Annotated in this window: 16 protein-coding genes; 5 read left to right on the forward strand and 11 right to left on the reverse strand. The window is 72.7% G+C overall.

Going from position 1 to position 14,489, the window contains the following annotated elements; genetic code table 11:
• Positions 1 to 174 precede the first annotated feature (174 nt).
• Positions 175 to 924 (forward strand): hypothetical protein, encoded by a 750-nt coding sequence (locus ABZ836_RS26480; RefSeq protein ID WP_361146180.1) that lies wholly within the window; start codon positions 175 to 177, stop codon positions 922 to 924.
• 321 nt (positions 925 to 1,245) lie between these two features.
• Here ABZ836_RS26480 and ABZ836_RS26485 read toward each other — a convergent pair whose 3' ends face one another.
• On the reverse strand, positions 1,246 to 1,797 hold the full coding sequence (locus tag ABZ836_RS26485) for a hypothetical protein (RefSeq protein ID WP_356132435.1): 552 nt from the start codon (positions 1,795 to 1,797) through the stop codon (positions 1,246 to 1,248).
• Positions 1,798 to 1,926: 129 nt separating this feature from the next.
• Here ABZ836_RS26485 and ABZ836_RS26490 point away from each other — a divergent pair, with 129 nt between their 5' ends.
• Together ABZ836_RS26490 and ABZ836_RS26495 are read left to right on the forward strand one after the other, a co-directional pair.
• The gene (locus ABZ836_RS26490) at positions 1,927 to 2,838 is read left to right on the forward strand and encodes an NAD(P)-dependent oxidoreductase (RefSeq protein WP_356132432.1); all 912 of its coding nucleotides are present in this window, start codon (positions 1,927 to 1,929) and stop codon (positions 2,836 to 2,838) included.
• A complete protein-coding gene (locus tag ABZ836_RS26495; protein WP_356132631.1) occupies positions 2,835 to 3,716 on the forward strand; it encodes a DUF2797 domain-containing protein in 882 nt (293 codons plus the stop codon). Before ABZ836_RS26490 ends, ABZ836_RS26495 begins: the two co-directional genes overlap by 4 nt.
• 521 nt (positions 3,717 to 4,237) lie before the next feature.
• Here ABZ836_RS26495 and ABZ836_RS26500 read toward each other — a convergent pair.
• The 4 genes from ABZ836_RS26500 to ABZ836_RS26515 form a co-directional block, all read right to left on the reverse strand.
• Positions 4,238 to 4,711: a PPOX class F420-dependent oxidoreductase gene (locus ABZ836_RS26500; protein ID WP_356132429.1), complete on the reverse strand. Its 474-nt coding sequence runs from the start codon at positions 4,709 to 4,711 to the stop codon at positions 4,238 to 4,240.
• Positions 4,712 to 4,842: 131 nt separating this feature from the next.
• Positions 4,843 to 5,664, reverse strand: a complete 822-nt coding sequence (locus ABZ836_RS26505) for a YceI family protein (protein ID WP_361146185.1) — start codon at positions 5,662 to 5,664, stop codon at positions 4,843 to 4,845.
• A 126-nt stretch (positions 5,665 to 5,790) separates the two neighbouring features.
• Positions 5,791 to 8,280: a DHA2 family efflux MFS transporter permease subunit gene (locus ABZ836_RS26510; RefSeq protein WP_356132423.1), complete on the reverse strand. Its 2,490-nt coding sequence runs from the start codon at positions 8,278 to 8,280 to the stop codon at positions 5,791 to 5,793.
• Between the two features lie 39 nt (positions 8,281 to 8,319).
• Positions 8,320 to 8,769 carry a MarR family transcriptional regulator gene (locus ABZ836_RS26515; protein ID WP_356132421.1) on the reverse strand — a complete coding sequence of 150 codons (450 nt, stop codon included), beginning with the start codon at positions 8,767 to 8,769 and terminating at the stop codon, positions 8,320 to 8,322.
• Between the two features lie 277 nt (positions 8,770 to 9,046).
• Here ABZ836_RS26515 and ABZ836_RS26520 point away from each other — a divergent pair, with 277 nt between their 5' ends.
• Entirely contained in the window at positions 9,047 to 9,241 is a 195-nt protein-coding gene (locus ABZ836_RS26520; RefSeq protein WP_356132418.1) for a hypothetical protein, read from the forward strand.
• A gap of 217 nt (positions 9,242 to 9,458) precedes the next feature.
• On the opposite strand, the gene ABZ836_RS26525 is transcribed toward ABZ836_RS26520, so the two are convergent.
• The 4 genes from ABZ836_RS26525 to ABZ836_RS26540 form a co-directional block, all read right to left on the reverse strand.
• Entirely contained in the window at positions 9,459 to 10,343 is an 885-nt protein-coding gene (locus tag ABZ836_RS26525; protein WP_356132415.1) for an RNA polymerase sigma factor SigF, read from the reverse strand.
• A 243-nt stretch (positions 10,344 to 10,586) separates the two neighbouring features.
• Positions 10,587 to 11,627, reverse strand: coding sequence for an RNA polymerase sigma factor SigF (locus ABZ836_RS26530; protein WP_361146190.1), 1,041 nt, complete (start codon positions 11,625 to 11,627; stop codon positions 10,587 to 10,589).
• Between the two features lie 188 nt (positions 11,628 to 11,815).
• Complete coding sequence (locus ABZ836_RS26535) at positions 11,816 to 12,109, reverse strand: Dabb family protein (RefSeq protein WP_356132409.1); 294 nt, start codon at positions 12,107 to 12,109, stop codon at positions 11,816 to 11,818.
• Positions 12,110 to 12,149: 40 nt separating this feature from the next.
• Complete coding sequence (locus tag ABZ836_RS26540) at positions 12,150 to 12,332, reverse strand: hypothetical protein (protein ID WP_356132407.1); 183 nt, start codon at positions 12,330 to 12,332, stop codon at positions 12,150 to 12,152.
• A gap of 241 nt (positions 12,333 to 12,573) precedes the next feature.
• Between ABZ836_RS26540 and ABZ836_RS26545 the strand changes: the two genes are divergently transcribed.
• Positions 12,574 to 12,936 (forward strand): hypothetical protein, encoded by a 363-nt coding sequence (locus tag ABZ836_RS26545; RefSeq protein ID WP_356132405.1) that lies wholly within the window; start codon positions 12,574 to 12,576, stop codon positions 12,934 to 12,936.
• A gap of 86 nt (positions 12,937 to 13,022) precedes the next feature.
• Here ABZ836_RS26545 and ABZ836_RS26550 read toward each other — a convergent pair whose 3' ends face one another.
• Positions 13,023 to 13,613, reverse strand: a complete 591-nt coding sequence (locus ABZ836_RS26550; RefSeq protein WP_361146195.1) for a DUF4240 domain-containing protein — start codon at positions 13,611 to 13,613, stop codon at positions 13,023 to 13,025.
• Positions 13,614 to 13,719: 106 nt separating this feature from the next.
• A complete protein-coding gene (locus ABZ836_RS26555; protein WP_361146198.1) occupies positions 13,720 to 14,463 on the reverse strand; it encodes a hypothetical protein in 744 nt (247 codons plus the stop codon).
• Positions 14,464 to 14,489 lie beyond the last annotated feature (26 nt).

Below are 14,489 nucleotides of genomic sequence, written 5' to 3' on the forward strand. Positions count from 1 at the left end.
GTCCAGGTCGTTCGTACAGTGGCGCGCTCCACCTGGACGCCAGGCACCGCGCCTGCTCCACGGAGTGTGGGTCGACGGCACACGGGATGGGAGCTGGGGGAAGTGGTGGGTTGAGGAGGATGCTCCGCCTCGATCGAAGGGGAATCGGGTCAGAAGTCTGGCTACATTTGGCCTGTGAACCACAGCCGCTCCAACGGCGGGGCGTCGCCCCACGCCCCCGACGTGCCGCCTTACCAGGTAGTCCTGGCGGAAACTGATTGGGATTCGCTCCAGACGGCTTTCGGGGGCGGTGCGGACCTTCCCAGGGTTCTGGCACGGCTGTTGGAGCCCGATCCCAAGGTTCAGGTCTCCGCCTTGTCGGAGCTGGGTGAGCTGGTCGGCCACCAGAACACCATCTACGAAGCCACCGCCCCTGTCGCCATGTATGTCGCCGGCATCCTCACCCATCCGGCGGCCATGACCCTTCGGCCCTACCGCAACATCCCCATCCGCGCGACGCTGTTGAACTGGTTGGTTTCCACGGCCTACGACGCCTCCGACGAGATCGTTGGCCGCATGCAGCAGTACGTCCCTGGTTTCCTCACCCGCGGCGGTCCTTTGGCGGCCTTCCGGGACCTGCGCCCGATGCTTTACCGGGCCGTCGCACCCTTCCTCCAGGACAGCCACGAGGACGTGCGCGAAGCCGCCGTCATCGCCGCGCTCATCCTCGCCGAACACCCCGCGCTCGCCGAGCACCGCGATCACCTCGCCGTGCACGCGCGCACCATCCTGGACACCAGCAGCGACGACCCAAACCGACGCGTTGCCTGGAAGGCACTCGAAGCATGGGGCCACGACGTCCCCGACTCTGAACCTTTCCGGGAGGAACGCTGGGATTGGGGGCCACACAGCGACGGTTGTAGCGATCTTGAACCTCCCTTCTGACCGGTACGCGCACGTCCCGCCGGCGGACCACTGCGGCAGGTGAGAGGTGTAGGAGGCGGCTAGCGAGGGTGTCCGTACGGATGTGGCCAGCGCTATCGATGTCCTGAGTTAGTTCCCGCCGGAGCACGGCTGCACAGCAGAGAAGTACAGCAACCCCGGCAACCGGCAGCGCCCCCCGCTGTCCCCCATGGGCTTCCCGACAGCCTGTATGACCTTCGATGACCGATCTCTACAGAGCTACGGATCAGAAGGTTGCAGGTTCGGATCCTGCCGAGTGCACACAGACGAGAGGCCCCGGACGAGAGTCCGGGGCCTCTCGCGTTACGCCCGGTCGGGGGCAGGGCCGGGGCAGGTGATTTCCGGCAGCCAGTTCGGGCGGTGGCAGGGTGCGAAGGACCATGTGCCGTCGGAGTACCGGTCCTCCGTGCTGTCGGTGTAGACCTCGAGAGTGCCGCGGGGGGTCAGGCGGTAGTGGTCGCGGATCGGGTCGCCCTCGACGGTGCGGTACCGCACCTCCAGTTCGGCTCCTCCGGCCCGGTCGAGGGCGCGGCGGAGGCAGCGGATCTCGGCCGTGGCGTGGGTGCGCATCTCGTCGCCGTGGGACAGGTGCACCTCGCCGCAACTGGCGTAGGCGGTCCGGGACTCCCAGCTGTTCCTGGCCGGGTCGTCGGTGAGCAGCAGCCCGGCGGTACCGCCGAGGGCGAGGAGGGTTCCCGCGATCAGCGCGGGGAGGGCGAGGGCACGTGGCGGCCGGGGCGCCGGGGCGCCGGCTGCCCGGGGGCGTAGTGCGAGGGCGCCGGAGGCGGCGAGGACCAGGCCGGCTGCCAGGAGGAGGGCGGCGAGGTACGTCGGCGGTCCGGTGACGGAGATCATCGGGTGATCGTCGCGGGCGTCCTCCGCGAGGTCAACGGTTCTCGCGCGGCCGGCCGGGGCGGGGGCCGGGCCCGCGTCATAGTGGGGAGCGGTACCGACGCAGGATTCACCGCACAGGAGGCCGAGGGGATGACCGGGACGCTGACCGTGGCCGTGCTGGGCACCGGGATCATGGGGGCCGCGATGGCCCGCAACATCGCCGGGGCCGGGCACGGGCTGACGGTGTGGAACCGCAGCCGGGAGAAGGCGGAGCCGCTGGCCGCCGCGGGGGCGCGCGTCGCCTCCACGCCGGCCGAGGCGGTGGAGGGCGCCGACGTGGTCCTCACGATGCTGTACGACGGGCCCGCCGCGCTGGAGGTGATGCGGCAGGCCGTGCCGGGGCTGCGTCCGGGCACGGTGTGGGCGCAGTGCACGACGGCCGGGCTGGAGGCGCTGCCGGAGCTGGCGGACTTCGCCGGGCAGCACGGGCTGGTGTTCTACGACGCGCCGGTGCTCGGCACCCGGCAGCCCGCGGAGGCCGGGCAGCTCACCGTGCTGGCCGCGGGACCGGCCGCCGGGCGGGAGCTGGTGGCGCCGGTGTTCGACGCCGTCGGCGCGCGCACGGTGTGGGCCGGTGAGGACGGTGCGCGGGGCGGGGCCACCCGGCTGAAGCTGGTGGCCAACAGCTGGGTGCTGGCGGTGACCGGCGCCGCCGGGGAGACGCTGGCGCTGGCGAAGGGGCTGGGCGTCGAGGCGGAGGCGTTCCTGGACGTGATCGGCGGCGGCCCGCTCGACATGGGTTACCTGCGGGCCAAGGCCGAGCTGATCCTGGAGGACCGGCTGACGCCCGCCGCGTTCGCCGTGGAGACCGCGGGCAAGGACGCGCGGCTGATCGTGGACGCGGGCCGGCGGAACGGAGTGCGGATGGACGTGGCGGCGGCGACCGCCGAGCGGTTCCGGCGGGCCGAGGAGCAGGGGCGCGGCCGGGAGGACATGGCCGCGGCGTACTGGGCGAGTTTCGACGAGGAGCGGGGGACCGGCTCCGGGGGCGGGGCGTCCTGACCGCGCGCGGCTGGCACGGCGAAGGGCTGCGCTGGACGGCGGACGGACCGCTGCTGCGGTGGCGAGGCGGCCGGGAGAGCGCGCTGCCTCCCGGGAAACGGGTGGTGCTCGCGGTGCCGGGCGACGCGGTGCGCCGCTGTGTCGGGGCGCGCGGCAACCCGTGCCCGCTGCGGGCGGAGGTGCCGGGGCGGTCGGCGTCGGCGCGGTGCGAGGAGTGCGCGCGGCTGGAGCGCGCGCACTCGGTGGCCGCCGACACGCTGGCCGACGACCCGCGGCCGTACCACGTCTACCTGGCCTGGTTCGGGCCCGGGATGACGAAGGTGGGCATCACCGCGGTGCGGCGCGGGTCCGCCCGGCTGCTGGAGCAGGGCGCGGTGGCGTTCACCTGGCTGGGGCGCGGGCCGCTGATGGCGGCGCGGCGGGCCGAGGAGGTGCTGCGGGCGGCGCTCGGGGTCCCGGACCGGATCCCGTACGACGCCAAACGGGCCGTGCGGTCCGAGCTGCCGGGGGACGCGGGGGAGCGGGGCGCGGAGGTGGCCGCGCTGCACGCGCGGGCGGCGGCGCTGCCGGGGTGGCCGGAGGCGCTGGAGCGGATGCCGCTGGAGGTGGTGGACCACGCCGGGGTGTTCGGGCTGGAAGGGCTGCCGCCGGCCGCCGGGACGGTGCGGGAACTGGTGCCCGGCGGCCTGGTCGAGGGGCGGCTGCTGGCCGCCGCGGGGCCCGACCTGCACCTGCGGACCGGCCAGGGGGTGGTGGTGCTGGACACGCGGCTGCTGCCGGGATGGCCGCTCACCGCCGCGCCGGAGGGCGGCGGGGGCCTCGCGCTGCCGCTGCGGCCGCCGGCGCGGCGGGCCTCCGACCAGCCGGGGCTGTTCTGAACGCCGTCGAAGACGACCACCGGGCTGCGGGCATCCACCCTGCCCGGCCCCGGGACCGGGCGCGGGCCGAGAGCGACCCGTCCCACGCCGGGCTCCGGGGCCGGGCGCCGACCGAGAGCGTCCCGCCTCATGCCGGGCTCCGGGAGCGGGCGCGGGCCGAGAGCGTTGCGCCTCACGCCGGGCTCCGGGAGCGGGCGCGGGCCGAGAGCGTTGCGCCTCACGCCGGGCTCCGGGAGCGGGCGCGGGCCGAGAGCGTCCCGTCCCACGCCCGGGCTCCGGGAGCGGGCGCGGGCCGAGAGCGTCCCGTCCCACGCCCGGGCTCCGGGAGCGGGCGCGGGCCGAGAGCGTTGCGCCTCACGCCCGGGCTCCGGGGCCGGGCGCGGGCCGAGAGCGTCCCGTCCCACGCCCGGGCTCCGGAACCCGGCGCCGGCTGACGACGTCCCGCCCCACGCCGGGCTCCGGAACCCGGCGCCGGCCGGCGGCGTCCCGCCCGCCCCGCCCGGGCGGGACGGAAGCGGAGGTCAGTCCTCGTCCGCCAGGCGGGCGGGGAAGCCCCCCGTGGCGACCGGCCCCCAGGTCACGGGGGTGACGCGGATCAGGGACTTGCCCTGCTCGACCATGGCGGCCCGGTACTCGTCCCAGTCGGGGTGCTCCCCGGCGATGTTCCGGTAGTACTCCACCAGCGGTTCCACCGAGTCGGGGGCGTGGACGACCTCCGCGGTGCCGTTGACCTGGACCCAGGGGCCGTTCCAGTCGTCGCTGAGGACGAGGACCGAGACCCGCTCGTCCCGCTGGGCGTTGCGGGTCTTGGCACGCTCCGGGTAGGTCGAGATCACGATGCGCCCCGCGTCGTCGACGCCGCAGGTCAGCGGCGAGGCCTGGGGGCTTCCGTCGGAGCGGCGGGTGATCAGGAGCGCGCGGTGACGGGGGCGGACGAAGTCCAGCAGCTCCTCGCGCGAGACGGCGGTGTTGGTCGCGATCTTCTTCGGTGCCATGGTCCGCAGCCTAGGGGCCGCCCCGGCCGGGCTCCAGGCGCCGCGGGGACCGCCCCCGACCGGGCTGCTCCGTGCGCCGCGTGGGGCGGCGCGGCCGGTGTGCCGTGCCGCCCACCCGAGGCGGAGGGCCGTCAGGCGGCCGGGAGTTCCGTGCCCCGGACCGCCTGGACGTCCAGCTCCACCCGGAGCGTGGTGCCGATGGCGGCGATCCCCGCCTGCACGATCTGGTTGTAGTTCATCGCGAAGTCCTCCCGCCGCAGCTCGGCGGTGGCACGGAACGCGGCACGGGTGCCGCCCCAGGGGTCGGCGCCGGTACCGAGGTAGCTGAGGAAGAGGTCCACGGGGCGGACCAGGCCCCGCATGGTCAGCTCGCCGTGCACGGTCCACCGGTCGGTTCCGGACGGCGTCAGGGCGTGCGACCGGTAGGTGATCTCCGGGTACTTGTCGACGAACAGGAAGTCCTCGGAGCGCAGGTGCTCGTCCCGGGTGCGGTTGCCGGTGTCGATCGAGTCGGCGCGGATCACCGCGTCCACCCGCGAGTGGACGACGTCGTCGGGGGCGACCTCGATGACGGCGGCGAAGTCGGTGAACCGTCCGCGCACGCTGGAGATGCCCAGGTGCTGGGCGACCGCCCCGACCGTGGAGTGCGCCGGGTCGACGGTCCAGGGGCCGGGCGGCGGAAGCTCCTCCCCGCCCTGGCGGGCCAGGGTGACGACGCCGACCTCGGCGTGCCCGGAGGCGGTGACGATGGCGCTGGCGGCCACCGGGGCGTAGCCGACGGCGGTGACGATCACCGTGTAGGCACCGGGCGCGAGGCCGGTCAGGTCACGGACCTGGCCCTCCTCGTCGGCTTCGGCGCGCAGCACCTGGACGCCGTGGGCGTCGGTCAGCGTGACGACCGCGTGCGACACGGCCCATCCGTCCCGTGTCCGGACTCGTGCGGTCAAGGCCATCCGATGTCTCCCTCGAAGGCATGGCTGGAAAAGCGGGGGAAAGAGAAAAGGGGCAAAAGGGAAAGGGGCAAAAGGGTGCGGCCCATGACGGGCTCCCGGAGGAGCCCTGCCACGGGCCGCGGCCGTCTATGCGCCGGGGTGGGCGAGTTCGACGGTGTGGTCCTCGACGTCCTGGCGGACGGTCAGGGTGGTGGCCACCGGCGGGTAGCCCGTCGCGATGACCGTGTAGTCGCCGCTGTCCAGGTCGGCGAAGGCGTACACGCCGTCCTCGCCGGTGGTGGCGGTGCCGATCACGTTGCCCGCCGCGTCCAGGAGGGTGACCCGGGCGTCCGGCAGCGGGCCGTACGGCGAGCGCACGACGCCCTTGAGCTGCGAGCCCGCCTCCAGCGCGGCCTCCACGCGGGTGACCCCGGTGGTGCCGACCCGGACCGGCAGGGCGCTCGGCCGGAAGCCGGCCGCGTTGACCGCTACGGTGACGTCGCCCGGGACCACCGCGTCGAAGGCGAACTCGCCCTGCGCGTCGGTGGCGCCGGTGGCGACCAGGTCGCCGCGCACGTCCGTGACGATCACCATGGCGCCCGCCACCGGCTCGCCGGTGGCCGCCGACCGGACCTGGCCGGTCAGGCCGCTGGTGCCGCTCAGCAGGATGTCGTACGACAGGGACCCGCCGTCGACCGTGATGGTGGAGGCCTGCGGCTGGAAGCCGTCGGCGGAGGCGATCAGCACGTACGACCCGACGCCGGGGGCGTCGACCGCGTAGGCGCCGTCGGCCTGGGCGATGGCCCGGCCGAGCTGGCGGCCCTCCAGCGAGATCAGCGTGACCGCCGCGTGCGCCAGCGGGGCGTTCTCGGCGTTCCGCACGAACCCGTGCACCGGGAGGCCGGTGCGCTCCGGGGCGGCCGTGGCGGCCACCGCGTTGGCGGCGGTCGCGGCGGTCGCGGCGACGTCGCCGGCGGACGGGGCGGCGTGCTTCGGGCCGGCCGGGGCGATGGGGGCCGTGGCCTCGCCGTCGGCGGGGACCGGGCCGGCCGCCTCCTGCAGCGCGGAGTGCGTCTTCAGCGGGACTTCCTTGATGAAGATCGTCAGGACGAACGCCATCAGGGCGATCGGCGCCGAGATCAGGAAGATGTCGGCGATGCCGTGGCCGTAGGCGCTCTCCATCAGCTGGCGCAGCGGGCCGGGCAGCGCGGAGACGTCCGGGATGCTGTCGCTGGCGTTGCCGGAGCCGAGTGCCTGCGCGTACTTCGGCGGGAGGTCGGCCGCGCCCTCCTTGACGTACTCGCTGACCCGGTTGGCCAGCACCGCGCCGAAGGCGGAGACGCCGACCGCACCGCCCAGGGAGCGGAAGAAGTTGGCCACCGAGCTGGCCGCGCCGAGGTCGCTGGGGGCGACCTGGTTCTGCGCCGCCAGCAGCAGGTTCTGCATCATCATGCCGACGCCGACGCCCATCACGGCCATGAAGACCGCGACGTGCCAGTACGGGGTGTCGTAGCGGATGGTGCCCAGCAGGCCCAGGCCCGCGGCGAGCAGGAAGCCGCCGGCCACCAGCCAGGCCTTCCACTTGCCGGTGCGGGTGATCAGGTTGCCGGAGACGGTGGAGGAGACGAACAGGCCGCCGATCATCGGGATGGTCAGCACGCCGGACATGGTCGGCGACTCACCGCGCGCCAGCTGGAAGTACTGGGCGAAGAAGATGGTGCCGGCGAACATGCCGATGCCCACGAAGAGCGAGGCGAACGCGGAGAGCGTGACGGTGCGGTTGCGGAACAGCCGCAGCGGGATGATCGGCTCCGACGCCTTGGTCTCGACCAGCAGGAAGAGCAGGGTCAGCGCGATCGAGCCGCCGACCATGGCGTAGGTCTGCCAGGACACCCACTCGTACTTGTCACCGGCGAAGGTGACCCAGAGCAGGATCAGGCAGGTCGCGGCGGCGACCAGGGTGGCGCCCAGCCAGTCGACCTTGACCTTGCGCCGGACCACGGGCAGGTGCAGCGTCTTCTGCAGCACGATCAGGGCGATCACGGCGAACGGGATGCCCACGTAGAAGCACCAGCGCCAGCCGAGCGACTCGGTGTCGGTGATGACGCCGCCCAGCAGCGGACCGCCCACGGTTGCGACCGCGAACACCGCGCCGAGGTAGCCGGCGTACTTCCCCCGCTCCCGCGGGGAGATGATCGAGGCCAGGATGACCTGTGACAGGGCGGCGAGACCGCCGCCGCCGATGCCCTGGAAGACGCGGAAGGCGATCAGCGTCTCGGGGTTCTGGGAGAAGCCCGCGCCGGCCGAGGCCACGACGAAGAGCACCAGGGCTATCTGGATCAGCAGCTTCTTGCTGTACAGGTCGGCCAGCTTGCCCCACAGCGGGGTGGAGGCCGTCATCGCCAGCAGCGAGGAGGTCACCACCCAGGTGTAGGCGGACTGGCCGCCTCCCAGGTCGGCGATGATCCGCGGCATCGCGTTGCCCACGATGGTGGACGAGATCATCGCCACGAACATGCCGAGCATCAGGCCCGACAGGGCCTCCAGGATCTGCCGGTGCGTCATCCGGACGCCGCCGGAGGTCCCTCCCCCGCTTTCGGCGTCGGCCCGCACACCGGCCGGTGTGGTGGTTGCCATGCGTTTCCTCTGTCTGGTGTGTCTGCCGGGTGGATCCGACTATTGGGTGGTCGTGGTGCGACGGCAGTCGCCGAAGCTCTGCCGGAAGCGCTTCATCAGCAGCGAGAACCGGGCGACGTCCTCGTCGCTCCAGTCGCCGAGCCGCTCGGAGAGCAGCGCGGTCGAGCGCCGGGACAGCTCCTCGAGCTGCTCCAGGCCGGTGTCGCTGAGCCGCAGGATCCGCGAGCGCCGGTCGTCCGGGTCGGGGAGGCGCTCGACCCAGCCCCGGTCCGCGACGTGCGAGACGTGCCGGCTGCACACGGACATGTCCACCGCGAGCAGCTCGGCGAGCCGGCTCAGGCGCATCTCCCCGTGCCGGTGCAGCACGGTCAGGACGGCGGCGGAGCCGGCGGGGCACTCGGGGGGCAGCTGCCGCCCCAGTTCCCGCTTGACGGCGCCGACGCCACTGAGCTGCCTCAGCAGCTCCTCGAGCTGCGCCTGCCTGGCCATCCGGCCCTCCTGGGGCTCCACGGTTCGTTGCTTAAAGCAACCGTAGGAAAAGTTGGTTGCAGTAGGCAAATGAAAACGATGTAGGGCACACCAAAACTTGGCAAAGGCAAGTATTGCGAAAGTGAAGGTTCGGTAAGAGCGCAGGTCAGCGCGGTGCGAGCCGCCGTCGCTCGGGTGGGGCGGTCCTCGCGGGCCCGGCCTTCCGCCGGGGCCCGCCCCGCGCCCCGGTGACGGACCGCACTTGGGCCGGGTCGCCAAGGTTCGCTAGGGTCCTGCCATGGCTAACACCCAGGGCCCCCAGGGCAATTACGACCCGGCCGGCAGCACCCAGATGTTCCGCGCGTTCGTCGACGAGTCGCCGCAGGCGCGTCAGCCGCAGACGGCTTCCGCGGGACCCCGGATCGGCGTGATCCTCGGCATCGTCGCCGCCGTGGTGGTCGTCGCCGCGGTGGCGTGGCTGGCGCTCGCCTAGACCCGCGCGACCCGACGAGCACGACGCCGCCCGGGGCCCCGCCCCGGAACGCATCCGGAACGCATCCGGAAACGCCAGGCCGCCGGACCCCCTGCTCGGGGGCCGGCGGCCTGGCGTTTCGCCGGCCCGGCGTGGGTGGCGTGGGCGGCGCGGGCGGACCGGTCCGGGGCCGGTCGGTCCGCGGTCGGTGCTGGACCGTTCCGCGACCGTTCCGCGATCAGTCCGCGATCAGTCCCTCCCGCAGCTGCGCCAGCGTGCGGGTGAGCAGCCGGGAGACGTGCATCTGGGAGATGCCGACCTCCTCGCCGATCTGCGACTGGGTCATGTTGGCGAAGAACCGCAGCGTGATGATCCGGCGCTCCCGCGGGGGCAGCTTGGCCAGCAGCGGCTTCAGCGACTCCCGGTACTCCACGCCCTCCAGCGCGGTGTCCTCGTAGCCGAGGCGGTCGGCCAGCGAGCCCTCGCCGCCGTCGTCCTCGGGGGCGGGGGAGTCCAGCGAGGACGCGGTGTACGCGTTGCCCACCGCGAGGCCGTCGACCACGTCCTCCTCGGAGACGCCGAGCACCGCGGCGAGCTCCGAGACGGTGGGCGAGCGGTCCAGCTTCTGGGAGAGCTCGTCACTGGCCTTGGTGAGGGCCAGCCGAAGCTCCTGGAGGCGGCGCGGGACCCGCACCGACCACGAGGTGTCGCGGAAGAAGCGCTTGATCTCGCCCACGACCGTCGGCATCGCGAAGGTCGGGAACTCCACCCCGCGCTCGCAGTCGAACCGGTCGATCGCCTTGATCAGGCCGATGGTGCCGACCTGGACGATGTCCTCCATCGGCTCGTTGCGGCTGCGGAAGCGGGCCGCCGCGTACCGGACGAGGGGGAGGTTGAGCTCGATCAGGGTGTCCCGGACGTAGGCGCGCTCCGGGCTGTTCTCGTCGAGCGAGGCGAGCCGCAGGAACAGGGAGCGGGACAGCGTGCGGGTGTCGATGGCCGCCGGGGCGGCGGGCGCCGGAACCGGCGCTTCGTCGAGGCCCGGGACATGGTCGAGCGCGTCGGGCGCGGACGCGCTCTTCGTGAGCGTGAGCACCTTCGAGCTGCCCTGGTCTGCGGACATGCCACCCCCTTTTGGGTCGCGGACGGTCGCGGCCGGCGCTCCGTCGGGGAGCGCAGCCTTCACCTGAATACCGGAGCCTGAGTCCCGGCAAACACGCTTCCCGAAGAATGTCACAAGTCGGCAACGCGCTGTAGTGACTTGTCGACATGTGACCGGTGAATAGGCGCAGCACAGAGGCCGTATGACGGCACGTCACGGCTCAACGGGGCACAGGGGGGCGCACCGTGGATTCCCTCGTGGGGATTATGCCTCGATCCTGTTTGCGGACCTCAGCCGCTGGAAGGAACGGGCGAGCAGCCGCGACACGTGCATCTGGGAGACGCCCAGTTCCGCGCTGATCTGCGACTGCGTGAGGTTGTTGTAGTAGCGGAGCAGCAGGATGCGCTGCTCGCGCTCGGGGAGCTGGACCAGCAGGTGGCGGACCAGGTCGCGGTGTTCGACGCCGTCCAGCGCGGGGTCCTCGTAGCCCAGCCGGTCCAGCAGGCCGGGCATCCCGTCGCCCTCCTGCGCGGCCTCCAGCGAGGTCGCGTGGTACGAGCGGCCGGCCTCGATGCAGGTCAGGACCTCCTCCTCGGAGATCCGCAGCCGCTCGGCGATCTCGGCGGTGGTCGGGGAGCGGCCGAAGGCGGTGGTGAGGTCCTCGGTGGCGGCGTTCACCTGCACCCACAGCTCGTGCAGGCGGCGCGGCACGTGCACGGTGCGGACGTTGTCCCGGAAGTAGCGCTTGATCTCGCCGACGACGGTGGGCATGGCGAAGGTGGGGAACTGCACGCCGCGGTCGGGGTCGAAGCGGTCGATGGCGTTGATCAGGCCGATGGTGCCGACCTGGACCACGTCCTCCATCGGCTCGTTGCGGCTGCGGAAGCGGGCGGCGGCGTAGCGGACCAGGGGGAGGTTGGCCTCGATCAGGGCGCCGCGGACGCGGTCGTGCTCGGGTGTCCCCGGCTGGAGGTGCTTGAGCCGGCCGAAGAGCATCTGGGTCAGGGCCCTGGTGTCCGCGCCGCGGGTGGTGCGGGTGCGCTCGGGGCGGTCGGGCTGCTCCGTGACGGCGGCACGGTCCGCGACGGCGGTGCGGTCCGCGGCGGGGGTCCGTTCCGCGGCGGGGGCGCGGTCGGTGTGCGTGGTCCGGTCCGTGTGCGTGGTCCGTTCCGTGAGCGCCGTGAGCTCGGGCCGTTCCCGTTCCCGTTCCCCGCGCCCGGTGCTCTCGGCGCGGGGCGCGGGCTCCTGCGAGGGCACGGGAGGCGCAGTACTGGCCGGCACGGTCAACTCCACCTCGTCATCCATCAACACATCCGTCAAAAGCGGTCATAGCATCACAAGACGGAACAGAGGGCGCAAGCACCTGCCCCCTGACGTGTTGGTCCCGCGGCGGGCGCCACCGGCTCCGCCGAGCCCTCCCGATCCCTGTCCCCGGCGCGCGAAGGAGCCCCTCGCCGTGATCGGCGAGGGGCTCCGAAAGCGATCCGGAACGGTCAGAATTCGTAGTCGGCGATCACCCAGGTGGCGAACTCGCGCCAGAGGGCGACGCCCGCCTGGTGCTCCGGGTGCTCGATGTAGGCGCGGAGCGCCTCGGCGTCCTCGACGGCGGAGTTGATGGCGAAGTCGTGGGCGATGGGGCGGTCGCTGATGTTCCAGCCGCACTCCCAGAAGCGCAGCTCCGGGATCTTCCCGCCGAGCGAGGCGAAGAGCCGCGCCCCCTCGACGACGCGCGGGTCGTCCCGTTCGACACCGTCGTTGAGCTTGAAGAGGACCAGGTGGCGGATCACGGGAACTCCCGGGTGCGCGGGGGCCGCGGGGCTGCTGCCGTCAGGCGCTGCCGCCGCCCCGGGCGACCCAGGTCATGAAGTCGCCGATGGCGGAGGCGCCCGCGGAGATGCCCTCGAAGCCCATTTCGACATAGCCGGCAGCGGTGTGGGGGTCGGTGATGATCACGTAGAGCGCGAACACCACGACGATGCCCAGTCCTATCGACTTCGCGTTCGCCGCCACCGCGGTCCCTCCCCCGTGCCGCCCGCCCACCTGCTGCCGCCGGGGAGTCTATCCGTGAGCTCCCGTGCCGACGCAACGTGTGCGCGCCCCCTCCCGGGGCCCGCCACCGCCCACGTGTCCGGGCGATCACTTTCGGCCACCGGGCGGTAACTCGACGTCACGTTCGTTGTACGGTGCGCGAGAGGATCGCGCGGCGGGGGCGCCGTGCGTGTCGAGTGCGCGTTACGAAGGGTGGAGCGTCGTGGACCAGTCCGCCGGGATGCGCCTGAACCAGCTTCCGGCCGAGCCGGGCGGGGCACCGGGTGGTCCGGATCTGGCCTCCTCGCCCGCGGAGAAGCAGGCCGCCGCGCGGGGGATCGAACAGCACATCGAGCCCGGGACGCGGAAGGCGGGGAGCCGGGCCGACGAGGACACCGAGGGCGCGGTCACGGCGTTCGGCGCCAAGGACGGCGATGGCTGGGTGACCGCGAAGGGGCTGAAGACGGCCGTGACCACCTGGGACACGCAGGTGAAGAACCTGATGGACCGGCTCGCCTCCGAGAAGGCCGCGCTGCGGGCCGGCGACAACGTCCTCACCGGCACCGACCTCTCCCGGCGACGGTGAAGACGCTGGACTGCCGCTGAGGTAGCCGGGCAAGGGCCGGCCACGCACCCCGGTCGCGGTTCGCCCGCGGCGCTCGGACCCGGGCCTCACGCCTCGATGAACAGCGCGGCCAGGCGGGGGAGCCGACGGGCCATCTCCTGGTCGTCGTCGAAGTCGAAGTCCTCCCCCATGTCCGGCTCCCCCCTATCCGTGTCCGGCCGTGCCGCCGCCTCGAAGTCGCGCCACGCGTCGTAGAAGGCGTCCTCGTCTCCGGTGATCCGCTCGTAGGCCTTGGCGGCGACGTAATGCACGGCCTCGTAAAACAGATCTTCCGGACGCTCCGGGCCACGGGGAGCCGACGCCACCAGGGGGTGCGAGGCCAGGCAGTCGGGAGCTTCGGCCACCCGTTCGTACCAGTGCCGGCCCTGGGCGATCACGCCCGCCCGGAAGTCCATGAAGCTGTCGTCCGAACAGCCGCCCCCGATAAGGTAGGCGGCCGCCCACACGTCCCAGCGGTACAGGGCGTCGTGCCACTCGTCGAACCGTTCCTGGAATTCCAGGATCTCCCGCAGCGGCTTCCCTGCCAGGTGCCGCACGAGGATGCCGTCAAGGGCTTCGCCGGTGCTCGCGGCCTCGGTCCGTGCGGCTTCGACGGTGTCCCAGAACGTGTCGGTGTCCATGGGAGCGGACTGTTCCATGCGCCTACGACAGTGCCGCGGCGGCCTGTTCGCGCACGTACGGATCACGGTCGTGGGCGAGCCGGCCGAGGACCCGTGGGCGCGACTCGGTCGACGACGCGTGACGTCAGAAGGGAGGTTCGAGATCGCCGCGACCGTCGCTGTGCGGCCCCCCGTCCCAGGCTTCTTCCTGGAGGGGTTCAGGACCGGGGTCGCAGTGGCCCCACGCTTCGAGGGCCTTCCAGGCGACGCGCCGGTCGGCATCGCGGCTGCCGGTGTCCAGGACGGCGCGCGCGTGCACGGCGAGGTGGTCGCGGTGTTCGGCGAGTGCGGGGTGCTCGGCGAGGATGAGCGCGGCGACGACGGCGGCTTCGCGCACGTCCTCGTGAGGGTCCTGGAGGAAGGGCGCGACGGCCCGGTAAAGCACCGGGCGCAGGTCTCGGAAGGCGGCCAAGGGACCGTCGGCGAGGAAGCCGGGGACGTACTGCTGGATGCGGCCGACCGTCTCGTCGGAGGCGCCGTAGGCCGTGGAAGCCAACCAGCTCAACAGCGCTGCCCGGACCGGGATCGCGCGATAGGGCCGGAGCGTCATGGCCGCCGGGTGGGCGAGGATGCCCGCCACATACACGGCGACGGGGGCGGTGGCTCCGTAGACGGTGTTCTGGTGGCCGACCAGCTCACCCAACTCCGACAAGGCGCTGACCTGCACCTCGGGGTCAAGCTCCAACAGCAGTGCCAGAACCCGGGGGAGGTCCTCACCGCTCCCGCATGCGGTCTCGAGCGAACGCCAGTCGGTCTCCGCCAGAACTGCCTGGTAGGGCGGCACGTCACACCATCGGAGCGCCCGGGCGTCGAAACGGCTGTGGTTCACAGGGCAAACGTAGACCGGACCCTTGT

Source organism: Streptomyces sp. NPDC047130 (assembly GCF_040643475.1).
GTDB lineage: Bacteria > Actinomycetota > Actinomycetes > Streptomycetales > Streptomycetaceae > Streptomyces.

Bases quoted from the DNA above. Each gene is read 5' to 3' on its own strand.
- ABZ836_RS26485 (WP_356132435.1), bottom strand. From the start codon at position 1,797: ATGATCTCCGTCACCGGACCGCCGACGTACCTCGCCGCCCTCCTCCTG.
- ABZ836_RS26490 (WP_356132432.1), top strand. From the start codon at position 1,927: ATGACCGGGACGCTGACCGTGGCCGTGCTGGGCACCGGGATCATGGGG.
- ABZ836_RS26500 (WP_356132429.1), bottom strand. From the start codon at position 4,711: ATGGCACCGAAGAAGATCGCGACCAACACCGCCGTCTCGCGCGAGGAG.
- ABZ836_RS26505 (WP_361146185.1), bottom strand. From the start codon at position 5,664: ATGGCCTTGACCGCACGAGTCCGGACACGGGACGGATGGGCCGTGTCG.
- ABZ836_RS26510 (WP_356132423.1), bottom strand. From the start codon at position 8,280: ATGGCAACCACCACACCGGCCGGTGTGCGGGCCGACGCCGAAAGCGGG.
- ABZ836_RS26515 (WP_356132421.1), bottom strand. From the start codon at position 8,769: ATGGCCAGGCAGGCGCAGCTCGAGGAGCTGCTGAGGCAGCTCAGTGGC.
- ABZ836_RS26520 (WP_356132418.1), top strand. From the start codon at position 9,047: ATGGCTAACACCCAGGGCCCCCAGGGCAATTACGACCCGGCCGGCAGC.
- ABZ836_RS26525 (WP_356132415.1), bottom strand. From the start codon at position 10,343: ATGTCCGCAGACCAGGGCAGCTCGAAGGTGCTCACGCTCACGAAGAGC.
- ABZ836_RS26530 (WP_361146190.1), bottom strand. From the start codon at position 11,627: ATGGATGACGAGGTGGAGTTGACCGTGCCGGCCAGTACTGCGCCTCCC.
- ABZ836_RS26550 (WP_361146195.1), bottom strand. From the start codon at position 13,613: ATGGAACAGTCCGCTCCCATGGACACCGACACGTTCTGGGACACCGTC.